This window comes from Solidesulfovibrio aerotolerans (assembly GCF_009856865.1).
Classification (GTDB): Bacteria; Desulfobacterota; Desulfovibrionia; order Desulfovibrionales; family Desulfovibrionaceae; genus Solidesulfovibrio; species Solidesulfovibrio aerotolerans.
In genome coordinates this window covers 1-13,000 of sequence record NZ_WVUD01000037.1, presented here as the reverse complement: position 1 = coordinate 13,000, position 13,000 = coordinate 1, and the positions used below count along the sequence as shown (strand labels likewise).

Below are 13,000 nucleotides of genomic sequence, written 5' to 3'. Positions count from 1 at the left end.
TTCCGGCTTTTTGCTTCAGGGCTGGGACGAGTGGGAATGTTGCGAAAAATTGCGGTCACCGATCTTGTGGTCGGGATGTATGTGGTGGACACCGGCCTGTCCTGGCTGGAGCATCCGTATCTGTACACCGAGGAAGGCGAACTGCGCAGTCAGGTCGCCGTAGCGGGCATTGCAGCCTCGGGTTACACGGAAGCCTTTATTGATACCGAGCGGGGTGCCTACGCCAACACCCTGTCCGGGGAACCCGGTGGCGAAGTGTCCCTGGCGGCGTTGCTGGCCCGGGGGCCGGTGACGCCCGTCGCCCCGGTCGTCCCCCTGGCCGAGGAACTGGAAACGGCCAAGGGGGTTTATAAGGACTGCCTCAGCACCGCCCAGGCCATGCTGCGCGACGTTGCGGCCGGGGGCGAGGTGGATATCGAGGCTCCCCAGGCCCTGGTCAATGAGGTGATCGCCAGCGCCGTGCGCAATCCCGATGCCTTGATTGCCCTTGGCAAGCTGCGCCGCCACGACGCCTACACCTTCACCCATGGGGTCAACGTGGCGGTGTTGGCCGTGGCTTTTGGTGCGTCCTTGGGGATCGAGGCCGAAGGGCTTCGCGAGCTTGGGTTGGCCGGGCTTTTTCACGACCTGGGCAAAACCGGGGTGCCCGACGCTATTTTAAACAAACCCGGCCGCCTCACTCCCGGGGAATTTACCCAGGTCAAAGCCCATCCCCGGCTTGGCCGGGAGCTGCTGGAAACCCGGGGGCTGCCGGAAGCGGTGCTGCGCGGCGTGGCCGAGCATCATGAGAAGTGGGGCGGCCAGGGCTACCCCAGGGGCCTGGCCGGCGAGACCGTCCATGCCTGGGGCCGCATTATCGGCGTGGTCGATATCTTTGACGCCCTGACCTCCCGCCGGGCCTACAAGGAGGGCATGCTGCCCACCCGGGCGCTGGCGGTGCTCTACAGCATGCGGGAACGGGATTTCCCTCCGGGGCTGGTGGAGCGGTTTATCAAATTTATGGGGCCGTATCCGGTGGGCAGTTTCGTGCGCCTTGGCAGCGGCGAATATGCCTTTGTGCGCGGCTCCAACCCGGCCCGGCCGCTGTCGCCGGAATTGCTCGTGGCCTTTGATGCGGCCATGCACCCCGCACCCCGGCGCATCCTGGCCGCCGAGCGGGACGGCAAGGGGCCGTTGGCCATTGCCGAAGCCCTTGATCCGGCGGCCTACGGCCTTGATCCGCTGGACTACCTCGGTCTGCCGGCCGGGTAATCGGTATTTTTTTCCGGCACTGTCTTTGCATATTCTCCCTTGGCCGATACGGCCGAGGAGCGCGGCATGGACATCAACACCACCTACGACAGCCTCAAGCAGCAGTTGACCATCAATTCCGGGACCTCCGACACCGCTTCCAAGGGGTCGGGTGCCAACACGTCCACGGTTTCGTCGTCCGCATCAAGTAAGGCCACAACGCTGTCGAAACAGTTGTCGAGCCTGGGCGATACGACCTATTTAAGCCCGATCCTGCAGACCAAGGTCCAAAACGAGGCGTTGCAGACCCAGTTGACCAAGACCTTGTCCAGCAAGTTTGAGGAGCTGGGCATCGACACCAGTCAAACCATCACGCTGACCAGCGACGCTGACGGCACGGTCAAAGTTTCTGGGGATCACCCGGACAAGGAAGCCATTGAAAAGCTCTTTGTTGACACCCCGGTCCTGACCGAAGCCTTTCATTCCCTGGCGGAAAACAGCGCCACGCTCAAGTCCATGACCACCCGGCAGGCCGCCTCCCTGGTGCGGGCCAAGGGCTATTCCGCCTACCTCACGCAGATAAACAGCACGGCCTCCTCCAGCGATTTTTATCTGAGTTATATGAACGGTATGTCGTCCACCTCCTTTCAATAGGGCGGCCGGCCGGGAAACCACCGGGCGACGCATAGCCTCCTGACAAGCACTGTGCAATTCACACTGCAAAGGGCCTCCCGCCGTAATCCGGCAGGAGGCCCTTTGAGTCGGTGGATGCGTCCGCAAGGGGGGCCGACGTTGGGCCGAAAGGCGGTTTCCGCAACCGGTGCCAGCCGTCACTCCACCACAAACCAGGCCAGTTCGCCCCGGGGGCGCACCAGCGAGGCCGGCACGGCCGGGTCCGGCTCCGGGGCCAGCGCCCGGGCCAGGGCCGCTTCCTTGCCCGTGGCCGTGGCCAGGAAGAGCACCTGGCGGGCGGCGTTTAGAAGCGGCAACGTGAACGTCAGGCGGGCCACGGCCGGCTGGGCCGTGGTCGGTGGCGGCACGGCCGCAACGAGGCGCACGGTCTCGGCCAGGGCCGGGCTGCCCGGAAACAACGAAGCCGTGTGCCCGTCCGGTCCCATACCCAGCAGGATCAGGTCAAAGCGGGGGATTTCGCCCAGGGGATGCCCCAAGGCGGCCCGCAGTTCGCCTTCATAGGCAGCAGCGGCGCGCTCGGGCGGTACGAGGTCCACCGGCATGGGATGGACGTTGCCGGCCGGGATGTGCCCCGGCGCAAAGAGCGTGGGGGCTACCGCGCCAAAGGTGTTGTGCGGATCACTGGTCGGCACGAGGCGTTCGTCGCCGAAAAAAAACAGCACAGCGTCCCAGGGAATGCCCAGACCTTGCTCGGCCATGGCGGCATAGAGCGGCAGGGGCGTGCTGCCGCCGGACAGGGCCAGGGTGAACCGGCCCCGGGCGGCATGGGCCGCCCGGGCCAGCCCGGTAATCAGTTCCAGGGCGGCGGCCGTTAGGGCAGCAGTGTCGGGAAACCGACGCACCACCGGAGTCACGACACCAACCCGTGGGCGCGCAGGTATTTCCCGGCCTCCTGCGGTCCCCAGGAACCGGAACGGTAGAGATACAGGCCGTCGGCCGGCGGATTGTCCAGCACCGGGGTGAGGAATTTCCAGCACAGCTCCACCCCGTCCTGCCGCCAGAACAGGGTCTGGTCGCCCAGCATGCAATCGAGCAGCACCTTGGCGTAGGCGGTGAGCGCTGCACCCTGGTAGCCCTGGTAGTAGTTGAAGTTCATGGTCACCGAGCGCAGGCACATCGGTCCCGGGGCCTTGGCCTGGAAGGTCAGGCTGACCTGTTCGTCGGGCTGGATGCGAAGGATGAGCCTATTGGCCTGGATGGTGTCACCAAACAGATCCCGGAACATGGAAAAGGGCACGGGTTTAAACTGCACGGCGATTTCCGTGCGTTTTTCCGCCAGCCTTTTGCCCGAGATCAGGTAAAACGGCACCCCCTGCCAGCGCCAGTTGTCCAAGTGGACCCGCATGGCGGCAAAGGTCGGGGTGGTGGAGTCGCCGGGCACACCGGCCTCGTCGAGGTAGGCCGGGGCCCGGCTGCCGCCGGCCATGCCCGAGGCGTACTGCCCAAGGACGCAATGCTCGGCCAGGGCCTTGGGGTTAAACGGCCGCAGCGCCCGAAAGACCTTGGTCTTTTCATCGCGCACCAGATCGGCCTCGAACAGCGACGGCGGCTCGATGGCACACAGCGACAGAAGCTGCATCATGTGGTTTTGGAACATATCGCGCAACACGCCGAAATGGTCGTAGTAGGAGGCGCGGTGCTCGACACCGATGGACTCGGCGGCCAGGATGCTCACGTAATCGATGTAGCGCCGGTTCCACAGCGGTTCAAAGATGGCGTTGGCAAAGCGCAGCATGAGGATGTTCTGGACGGTTTCCTTGGCCAGATAGTGGTCGATGCGAAAAATCTGGTGTTCGGAAAACCGGGTATGCAGGGCGGCTTCCAGCACCCGGGCCGTCTGCAGGTCGTGGCCGAAGGGTTTTTCAATGACCAGGCGCGCATAGCCGTTGGTTTCTTCGGCCAGTCCGGCGTTGGCCAGGTTTATGGCAATGGCCTCGTAGGCGGTGGGCGGTACGGCCAGGTAGAAGATGCGGTTGCCGCCCAGGCTCTCGGCCGCAGCCAGGGCGTCCAGGGCGGCGGCCAGGGCGGTAAACGAGGCCGGGTCGTCGTAGTGGACCTGCAGGTAACGCAGGCGCGGGGCCAGAGTCTCCCACAGCCCCGGGGGCAGGGAGCCAAATTCCGTTGCGGCCGCGTGCATGCGCTCGCGAAAGGAATCGTCGTTTAAGTCGGTGCGGCTGGCCCCGAGCACGACAAAGTTGTCCGGCAGATGGCCCCCGGCGCACAGGGCGGTCAGGGCCGGCATGAGCATGCGGGCGGTCAGGTCGCCGGTGGCGCCGAAGATGACCAGCACGAACGGATCGCCCACCTGCTCGAAGCGGCAGGCCGCCTCGGCCGTGGCGGTGGTGCGGCCCAGGACCACTTCGGCCTGGGCCGGGTCCAGGGCATCAGTCATGGCCGTCCTTCCTTTTGACGGCGTGCCCGCCGAACTGGTTGCGAAGGGCGGCCAGCACCCGGTCCTGGAAGGCGTTGGGCTGGCGGGAGCGGAAGCGCTCAAACAGTGAAGCCGTTATGACCGGCGCGGACACGGCGTTTTCAATGGCCTGGGACACGGTCCAGCGGCCTTCGCCGGAATCGTCCACGTAGGCCTCAAGGGACTCCAGCCGGGGGTCTTCGGTAAAGGCCCGCTGGGCCAGTTCCAGCAGCCACGAACGCACCACCGAACCGTGGTTCCACAGGTCGCAGATGGCCGGGAAATCCAGCCCCGCCCCGAACTGGGACGTGGCCATGATCTCAAAGCCCTCGGCATAGGCCTGCATCATGCCGTATTCGATGCCGTTGTGGACCATCTTGACGTAGTGGCCGGAGCCCACCGGGCCGGTGTGGAGATTGCCGCCCGGGCCGGTCAGGACCTCCATGGCCGGTTTGAGCACGGCGGCGACGTCGGGTTCGGCTCCGTACATGATGCAATAGCCCTCGGCCAGACCCCAGATGCCGCCGCTGACCCCGGCGTCGCAGTAGCGCAGGCCCAGCTTGCCGGCGGCCTCGTGGCGACGGATATCGTCGCGGAAAAAGGTGTTGCCGCCGTCGACAATAAGGTCGCCGGCAGACAAAAGCGGCAGCAGCTCGTCAATGTGTTCGTCCGTGGCCGCACCGGCCGGCAGCATGAGCCAGACAATGCGCGGCGCGGGCAGGGCCGCCACAAGCTCGGCCAGGGACTCGGCGGCGCTGGCGTTTGGGCCTTCTTCGGCGGCGAAGTCCTTGGCCTTTTGCACCGTGCGGTTGTACGCCGTGACCGCGATGCCGCCCCGGGCCAGACGTTTGGCCATATTAAGGCCCATACGGCCAAGGCCGACCATTCCGATTTTCATGGCGCGTCTCCTTTGGAGGTGTTTGGCCCGGACCGGGCGTTTCGGGCTTGGCGGGCGCGGTAGCCGGCGACCACCCGCTTGGCTGCCAGGGGAAAGACACCGAGCAAGGCAAAGGAAAAAAGCAGCTCGGGCGAGACAATGCCGGACAGGGATTCGATGCGCCCGAGCTGGGAGCCGGCGTTGACGTAGACGGCGGTGCCGGGAAGCATGCCCAGCTGGGAGACGAGGTAAAACGTGGACAAGGGCACGGCGGTCAGGCCCATGGCGGCGTTGACCACGAAGAAGGGGAACAGGGGAATAAGGCGCAGGGTGAAGAGATAAAACGCCCCTTCCCGGCGGATGCCCTGGTCGATGGCGGTGAGCTTTGGTCCCATGCGTTGGGTCATCATCCGGCGAAACAGCGTGCGCGACAGCGCGCAGGCCAGTGTCGCGCCGATGCTGCTGGCAAAGGACACCAGGGCGAGCGTGGTCCAAAAACCGAACAGTGCCCCGCCGCCAAGGGTTAAAACCGTGGCCCCGGGCAGGCTGAGCGCCGCGACCAGGACGTAGAGCAGGAAATAGCCGGCGGCAAACCGCCAGGGTGCGGCCGCCTGGGCCGTGGCCAGGGCTTCCCGGGATTCCTTGAGAAAGGCCAGCGTCAGGTACTGGTTAAGCCCCAGGCCGAAAAAGGCCGCAACAAGGGCGAGCGCCAGGGACACGAGCAGGACATTGCGCACAAGGCCGGACGACATGACGGCTCCTTAGCGGTAACGGGCGATGTAGGCATCGACGTCGAATTTGCGCCGACAGCCCCGTTCGTTCATGTAACGCACCTGGCCGAAAATGGCCCGGTTGGCCCAGGGCCGGTCGTGCAGGCCGCCCACAGACCACAACACCCCGACCACCCCGTTGGGGTCGTTCCCGTCCAGGGCATAGCGGTCGTTTTGTTCCAGGCCGATGGCGATGGCCGCCTGGGGCGAGGCCGACCATTCCAGTATTTTTTTGGCCCAGTACATGCGCATGTAGCCGTGCAGGCGTCCGGTGCGGACCAGTTGGCGCTGGGCGGCGTTCCACAGCGCGCTGTGGGTGGCGGCGGCCTCGAAGTCGGCCGGGGCGTAGCAGTACGGCCGGGTATCGTCGGCATGGGCGGCCAGCGTCTTTTTGGCCCAGTCGGGCAGGGCCGAAAATTGGTCGTAGTCCGGGGTGTAATAACAGTAGTTGTCGCAAAGCTCCCGGCGCACGATCAGTTCTTCGAGAAAGGCGTCGGCCCCGGCCGGGGCGTGGCTTTTGGCGGCCAGGGCGGCCAGGGCGGCGCGCTGGGGGGCGAGCTGGCCGCCATGGAAATACGGCGACAGGGTGGAGACGGCCCCGGCGTTGGGATCGTTGCGGTGCTCGGCATAGGCGTTTAAACGCTCACCGACAAAGGCGGCCAGGGTCCGTGTGGCGGCGGTGGCCCCGGGCAGGACGTCGGCAACCGGCCAACCCAGCGTTTCGGTGTTGACGGCGGCGGCGGCAGGGAAGGCCACCGGGGCAAACCCGTCCAGATTGGCGGCAGAAAAAGCGGGCAGATCCGGGAAGGGTTCGAGAAATTCGGCCAGGAGCTTGTGGATTTTCGGGCGAAAGGTGGCGGCGGTGTATTCCCGGCGCGGCGAGGCGAAAAAGCAGGGGACCACGTTGTGGGCGTCCACCTCCACCAGCGCCCCGGCAAAGGCGGCGGCCACGGCGGCCGCGGCGCGAAGTGCCACGTGCTGGGGGTCGAAATCAACCACACACGTCCCGGCCCCGACCTGGCGCAAAAAGGGCGGCACAACGGCGGCGGGATCGCCCAAAGCCAGGATCAGCGGGATGTTGTGGTCGCGCAGATCCATTTCCGTCTCGGCCAGCCCGCGCAGCAGAAAATCGATCTGCCGGGCCGAGGCCCCGGGAGCGGTCGGGTCCAGGGCGAAAAGGACCAGTAAGGGGGCACCGGCCCGGCGGGCCAGTTCGGCGGCGTGGAGGAGCGCCCAGTTGTCGGCAGCGCGCTGGTCGCGGCGCATCCAATAAACAACAGGCCCCTGGCCTGGGGCGTTTGGGGACAGAGACCGGACGCGGGAGGGATGGACCAGCATCCTTTGCTTGTAGGCGTTTAGCCGGGTGGATGCAAGCTAGCCGCCGGCTTTAACCGCCTCCCACAGGGCGTTTTTGGCGTCCATATCCAGGGCGTCGAGGTCAAGCCCCCGGGCGGCGGCCAGTTTTTCCATGGCCTTGTAGCGGAAAAGGAATTTGTTGACCGCGCCGTCCAGGCAGGCATTGGCCTTCAGGCCCAGGCGGCGGCCGTATTCGGTCAGGGAAAAGAGGTAGTCGCCGAATTCCTCGGCCATGGCCGTGTCGTCGCCGGCCGCAACCGCCGCCTCGAACTCGGCTTTTTCGGCCAGCAGATGCGCCTGCATGGCCGCGTCGGATTCCCAGGTGAACCCGGCCCGGGCCGCCTTGGAATGGACGCGGTAGGCTTTTAAAAGCGGCGGCAAGCCCTTGGGCAGGCTGGCGAAAAGGCCCGTCTTTTCACCCTTTTCCGTGCGCTTGATGCGCTCCCAGTTGCGCAGCAGTTCCTCGCGGTCCTTGATTTTGCAATCGGCAAACACATGGGGATGGCGGCGGATCATCTTGGCGGCAGCCGTGTCAAAGGCCTCGGCCAGGGTGAAATCGCCGCGCTGCGAATACAGCGTGGCCACAAAAAGGAGCAGGAACAGCACGTCGCCCAGTTCCTCGGCCGTTCCCGGGATGTCGCCCGAGCGGATGCAGTCCACCAGCTCGAAGGATTCCTCGATGATGTAATCGCAAAGTGTTTCGGGGGTCTGGCCTTTGTCCCAGGGGCAGCCTTCGGGGCCGAGCAGGGCGTTTATGACGTCTTGCAGGCCGGCCAGGGCGGCGGCCGTGGTGGTGTCGCGGTCGATGTCGCTCATGATGATTTATCCGTTTGAGCCGGGTGCGTCGGTTTGGCGGCGGGTGTTGCGGGTTGTTTGTCGGTGGCGGCCGGAGCGGCGGAGGGCCTCTCGGCCTTGGCGGTGTCGGTTTTGGGGGCTGGGGCGGCCTTGGCCTCGGGTTTGGCCGGGGCGGCCTCGGGCTTGGCTGCCGGTTTGGCTGGCTCGGCCGATTTTTTTGCCGGCTCGGCCGGTTTGGCCGGTTCGGGCTTGGCCTCGGCTTTTTTGGCCGGGTCCGCCGGCTTGGCGTCATTCGGCTTGGCGGCAGCAGCCTTGGCCTCCCCCGGCTTGGCCGGTTCGGACTTGGGCGGCGCTTCGGGCGGTTTGCCAGGGGTTGGGGCGGGCTTTTTCTCCGCATCTTTGGCGGCCGGCTCGGGCTTTTTCTCTGCTGGCTTGGCCGGTTCGGGCTTGGCCGCTTCAGCCGGTTTCTTGTCGGGATCGGCCGGCTTTTTATCCAGCACGGCGGCGGCCGTGGCTGCTGCGGCGGCAGCGGCCTTTTTCTCCAGGGCTGCCTTGATCGGATCAGGCAGTTCCTTTTTGCCGAATTTGCGCAGCTTCTCGTTGATGTCGGGCGGGATGTAGTTGACCAGTTTGGAACTGATCCGGTCCAGCACCGGCACTAGCATGGCCCCTTTGAGGAAATCCGGGTCCGGCGCGGCCAGACGGATGAGAAAGAGCACCACGGCGGTCAGGATCACACCTTTGACCACGCCAAAGCCGCCGCCGAAAAACCGGTCGGCCCACTGGGTCATGGTCACCTTGACGATGCCCGAGATGGCCAGGGCCACAAACCACACCGCCAGCAGCACCACCGTGAAAATGAGCAGATAGGCGGCGGTGCCGGTGTAGTTGCCGGAGATGTAGCCGGTGAGGTTGGGGGCGAGCTGCTTGTGGTAAGAGCCGGCCATGTAAAAGCCCATGGTGATGGCGGCCAGCGATCCGACTTCCTTGACCAGTCCGCGCATGTAGCCCCGGAAGGCAAAAAAGAGCCAGATTATGGCCAGGGAGAGGTCGGCTATATTGAGCGTTGGCATCATTGTGGGTGCGCGCAATTGGTTTTTCGTTGGCGCGCCGCCAAGGCTAGCAGATGCCGCCGCAAAAACCAACCCGGCCCTTGCCCCTGATCGGCGGGGCGCTGGCGACGCTTGTCCGGGGCCGGCGAAGGGGGTAGGGAAGAAAAAAATCGCAAAGGACGTTCGCCGTATGGAACAACTGTTGCTCCCCACCGATATCCACACGTTCCTGGCCGCCCGGGTGCTGGGCCAGGAGGATCTGCTACGCCGTATCAGCGTGTCGCTGTACAAGCACATCCACGGCCTGCCGGCCCCCAACGTCTTATTGATCGGCAACTCCGGCACGGGCAAGACCACGCTTATGCAGGCGGTGGCGGCCTTTTACGAAGCCCATCCCGAACTCGACCGTTTTCGGGTCATGCTGATTATAAACGCCAACACCCTGTCCCCCGAGGTCGAAGGCGAAGACCGCACCACCCGGCTGTTTAACAAGCTCGAAGCCCGGGCCAAGGTGGCCTTGGGCTCGGAACTGACGGCCGAGGCTTTGCGGGAGTATCTGGAAAACGCCACGGTGTGCGTGGACGAGGTGGACAAGATTTCCGGGCGCATCTCGGGCAAGCCCAATGTGGAGGGCATCACCACCCAGTACGCCCTTTTGACCATGCTTGAAGGCGAGCAGTTCCTCTACCGGGCCAGGGTGATGGAAGACGGCCGCGAGGTGGAGACGGATATTCCCATCGATACGGGCAAGCTGCTGTTTATCTGCGGCGGGGCCTTTGAAGAGCTTTATGATCAGGTCTACGCCACCCTCGTCAACCGCCGCGACGACCGGCGGCTCAAGGAAGTCTCGGAAGTGGAGCGCAAACCCGACGGCACGGTGTCGGTGCGCACCATGGTGCGGTTCCGGCTGCGCGAATATCTGCGGCTGGCCGACATGTTCGCCTTTGGCATGATGCCGCAGTTCATTTCGCGCTTTGGCACCATTTCCATGCTGGAGGAACTGGGCAAGGACGAACTGCGCCAGATTCTCATTGGCTCCAAGGCTTCGCCGCTGCGCCAATGCCTGGAGTATTTCCGTCATATGGGCATCCGGCTGCAGGTGACAGACACGGCGCTCACCGCCATTGCCGACGCCGCCGCCAAAAACAGCCGCATCGGCGCACGCGCCCTGCGCGAGATCTTTAACGGCATGATCGCACCCTACGAATTCGATCCCAGCCTCTCGCCCAAATTCGTGACCACGGATAAAGGCCCCACCCTGACCATCGACCAGGAAACCGTGGCTGAATATTTAAATAGAATGGCGACGTAGAGGGAGAGGGGAGGCAGGAGAAGGCAGAAGAGTGCCTCCGGCGGCCGGGGGGGATAATCCCCCCCGGACCCCCTTGATAGGAGAGATTTTTTTAAGGGGTTATGGGTGTTGGCTGGCAAGCTGGCCGGCCACAGCCAGCGGCCGTAGCGTGGCCAGGATATCTTCGCCGACGCGCGTTACGGCGCAAAAGCGAAAGCCGGCGGCATCGGCCATGCACGGGACGGCCAGGCCGGAAAAGCCCGCCCTGGCCCGGTCGTCGGCCAGCACTTTGGGGGCGTAAAAAAGCGCCAGTTCATCCGCCAGCCCTTGCCCCACCAGCGTCCCGGCCAGCCCGCCGCCGCCTTCGCACAGGATCGTATAGACGCCGGCTTCTTCGCGCAGCCGCGTCAGACCCGGCAACAGCGCGAGGCTGCCGTCCGGGGCCTCGGGCAGGCCGTAGAGGCGAACGCCCAGCTTGGCGAGACCCTTGCCGGCCGCCGAGGCCGCTTGGGCCGCGCCGGTGAGGATGACGAGCGCTTCGGGGCGCTCGCGCACAAGGGCCAGCGGCGCATCGGCCGCCGGCAGCCGCCTCGTCACGACCACGGCCAGGGGCTGGGGATTGCCGGCCAGGGCGTGGTCCGGCTCCAGGCGGTGGGTCAGGCGCGGGTTATCGGCCCGCAGCGTCCCGCCGCCGACCATGACGGCCTGGACGCTGGCCCGCAGGGCATGCACCCGCCGGCGCGATGCTTCGCAGCTCACCCATCCCGAATCGCCGGTGCGGCTGGCGATGCGTCCGTCAAGGGTCATGGCCAGCTTGAGCGTCACGGCCGGGCGGCCCTGGGTCTTATAGATCATGAAATCAGCAATGGCGTCGCGGCATTCCTGTTCCAGGACGCCGATGGTCACGTCCAGGCCCCCCTGGCGCAAGAGGTCCAGCCCGCCGCCGGCCACGGGGTTGGGGTCCAGGCAGCCGATGACCACCCGGGACACCCCGGATTCCAGTAGCGTGCGCGAACACGGCGGCGTCTTGCCGAAATGGTTGCACGGCTCCAGCGTCACATACATGGCCGCCCCGGCCACGGCCACGCCGCGCGCCTCGGCGTCGCGCAGACACTCCACCTCGGCATGCGGCCCGCCAAACACCTTGTGCCAGCCCTCAGCCACGATCAGGCCGTTTCGCACCAACACCGCCCCGACGCGCGGGTTGGGCGTGACGAATCCCCGGCCGCGCTCGGCCAATTCCAGCGCCCGGGCCATGAAATCGGCATCAGACGCCATGGTCGCCCTCCAGCACGTCAAAGCCGATGCCGGCCTCGGCGATCATCTCGGCCGAAAGGGGATCGGGATAGCCCTGGCTGAAATAGATGTGGTTGACCTGACAGTTAATGAGCATCTTGGTGCAGATCAGGCACGGCTGGGTGGTGCAGTAGATATCAGCCCCGGCGATGGGCACGCCGTGCAGGGCGCACTGGATGATGACATTTTGTTCGGCGTGCAGCCCCCGGCACAGCTCATGGCGTTCGCCCGAGGGGATACCGAGCTTTTCGCGCAGACAGCCGATGTCCAGGCAGTGGGCGGTGCCGGTTGGGGAGCCGTTGTAGCCGGTGGCCAGGATGCGGCGGTCGCGCACGGCCACGGCCCCGACCTTGCGGCGCAGGCAGGTGCTGCGCTCGGCCACGAGATAGGCGATGCGCATGAAATAATCGGGCCAGGGCAGGCGCTTGTCCATAAGGGCTGACTCCGTTGGGGGGAGCGGAGAACCGGGGGAGGAAACCTCTTTTTGCAAAAAGAGGTTTCCTCCCCCGGACCCCCACCTTCCCAAAAAATTCTTTACTGGGGTGCGGTAGGCGGTTGCGAGAGTGGACCATGGGCGGGGTAGGCGTCAAGGCGGTGCGTGAGGCATGTGGTGCGTGACAGGCGATACGAGACTGGCGGCGGGCGGCCAGGAGGAATCGCAGGCGGCGGCATTACGTTGCTGGCGGGTCAGGCGTCGGCAGGCGCGGCAAATTTGAGCAGATCGTCGAGCAGGGCTTTGAGCGCCAGTCTAATAAATCTGGTTTTATATAGCAAGCCACTGAAATAATACTAGTTAGTGTTTTATAAAAATATATTGACAAGTATTTATAAACATGTAAAAATGTAATTAATCAATTAGGAGTGTATGTATGCAATATTTGATGACTTCTCAGATCCAGATGTTGCTAGATAATGGAAATATTCATATTGGTGATCTCGACCCGCAATTGCTCGAACGAGATCATTATAGATTTAGGGCGTATGAATTTAAAGTTCATGACGAAATAGTGCCAGCCGTGACGATTAAGCCGTTAGAATATGTTTTATGTTTGAGCTACGAACGGTTTAAAACTTCAGCAATCGTTGTTGGAGATATTAGCCAGATCATTTCTGTCCGGCTAATTTAGAAGAGATAGCCTGCTAGAATTGTTTGGTTTTAAGCGTTGCCGTCGCGGGTCAATGAGGTCGAGAATTTCACATTGCTGAAACAGATTTCGTTGCACCAGCCGG

At 64.3% G+C, this 13,000-nt stretch carries 13 protein-coding genes; 4 read left to right on the top strand and 9 right to left on the bottom strand.

Annotated elements, in window-relative coordinates; genetic code table 11:
• The first annotated feature begins 36 nt into the window (after window positions 1–36).
• Both GTA51_RS15920 and GTA51_RS15915 read left to right on the top strand, forming a co-directional pair.
• Window positions 37–1,251 carry an HD-GYP domain-containing protein gene (locus tag GTA51_RS15920; protein WP_160962791.1) on the top strand — a complete coding sequence of 405 codons (1,215 nt, stop codon included), beginning with the start codon at window positions 37–39 and terminating at the stop codon, window positions 1,249–1,251.
• Window positions 1,252–1,317: 66 nt separating this feature from the next.
• Window positions 1,318–1,884 (top strand): hypothetical protein, encoded by a 567-nt coding sequence (locus GTA51_RS15915; RefSeq protein WP_160962790.1) that lies wholly within the window; start codon window positions 1,318–1,320, stop codon window positions 1,882–1,884.
• Window positions 1,885–2,060: 176 nt separating this feature from the next.
• Here the strand turns inward: GTA51_RS15915 and pgl are convergent, their stop codons facing one another.
• The 7 genes from pgl to GTA51_RS21295 are packed head-to-tail and all read right to left on the bottom strand — an operon-like array spanning window position 2,061 to window position 9,222.
• Complete coding sequence (pgl, locus tag GTA51_RS15910) at window positions 2,061–2,777, bottom strand: 6-phosphogluconolactonase (protein WP_160962789.1); 717 nt, start codon at window positions 2,775–2,777, stop codon at window positions 2,061–2,063.
• On the bottom strand, window positions 2,774–4,315 hold the full coding sequence (gene zwf, locus GTA51_RS15905) for a glucose-6-phosphate dehydrogenase (protein WP_160962788.1): 1,542 nt from the start codon (window positions 4,313–4,315) through the stop codon (window positions 2,774–2,776). Before zwf ends, pgl begins: the two co-directional genes overlap by 4 nt.
• On the bottom strand, window positions 4,308–5,231 hold the full coding sequence (gene gnd, locus GTA51_RS15900; RefSeq protein WP_160962787.1) for a phosphogluconate dehydrogenase (NAD(+)-dependent, decarboxylating): 924 nt from the start codon (window positions 5,229–5,231) through the stop codon (window positions 4,308–4,310). Before gnd ends, zwf begins: the two co-directional genes overlap by 8 nt.
• Window positions 5,228–5,962, bottom strand: coding sequence for a TVP38/TMEM64 family protein (locus tag GTA51_RS15895; RefSeq protein ID WP_160962786.1), 735 nt, complete (start codon window positions 5,960–5,962; stop codon window positions 5,228–5,230). The genes gnd and GTA51_RS15895 overlap by 4 nt, the downstream gene beginning before the upstream one ends.
• 9 nt (window positions 5,963–5,971) lie before the next feature.
• Complete coding sequence (locus GTA51_RS15890; RefSeq protein ID WP_160962785.1) at window positions 5,972–7,318, bottom strand: deoxyribodipyrimidine photo-lyase; 1,347 nt, start codon at window positions 7,316–7,318, stop codon at window positions 5,972–5,974.
• 36 nt (window positions 7,319–7,354) lie between these two features.
• Window positions 7,355–8,152 carry a nucleoside triphosphate pyrophosphohydrolase gene (mazG, locus tag GTA51_RS15885; protein ID WP_160962784.1) on the bottom strand — a complete coding sequence of 266 codons (798 nt, stop codon included), beginning with the start codon at window positions 8,150–8,152 and terminating at the stop codon, window positions 7,355–7,357.
• Entirely contained in the window at window positions 8,149–9,222 is a 1,074-nt protein-coding gene (locus GTA51_RS21295; RefSeq protein ID WP_281353984.1) for a CvpA family protein, read from the bottom strand. The genes mazG and GTA51_RS21295 overlap by 4 nt, the downstream gene beginning before the upstream one ends.
• A 151-nt stretch (window positions 9,223–9,373) precedes the next feature.
• Here GTA51_RS21295 and GTA51_RS15875 point away from each other — a divergent pair, with 151 nt between their 5' ends.
• A complete protein-coding gene (locus GTA51_RS15875) occupies window positions 9,374–10,495 on the top strand; it encodes an AAA family ATPase (RefSeq protein ID WP_160962783.1) in 1,122 nt (373 codons plus the stop codon).
• A gap of 99 nt (window positions 10,496–10,594) precedes the next feature.
• On the opposite strand, the gene ribD is transcribed toward GTA51_RS15875, so the two are convergent.
• A complete protein-coding gene (gene ribD / locus GTA51_RS15870; RefSeq protein ID WP_160962782.1) occupies window positions 10,595–11,752 on the bottom strand; it encodes a bifunctional diaminohydroxyphosphoribosylaminopyrimidine deaminase/5-amino-6-(5-phosphoribosylamino)uracil reductase RibD in 1,158 nt (385 codons plus the stop codon).
• Window positions 11,742–12,203, bottom strand: a complete 462-nt coding sequence (locus GTA51_RS15865; protein ID WP_160962781.1) for a deoxycytidylate deaminase — start codon at window positions 12,201–12,203, stop codon at window positions 11,742–11,744. The genes ribD and GTA51_RS15865 overlap by 11 nt, the downstream gene beginning before the upstream one ends.
• A 436-nt stretch (window positions 12,204–12,639) precedes the next feature.
• Between GTA51_RS15865 and GTA51_RS15860 the strand changes: the two genes are divergently transcribed.
• Window positions 12,640–12,897: a hypothetical protein gene (locus GTA51_RS15860; RefSeq protein ID WP_160962780.1), complete on the top strand. Its 258-nt coding sequence runs from the start codon at window positions 12,640–12,642 to the stop codon at window positions 12,895–12,897.
• The last annotated feature ends 103 nt before the right edge of the window (window positions 12,898–13,000 follow it).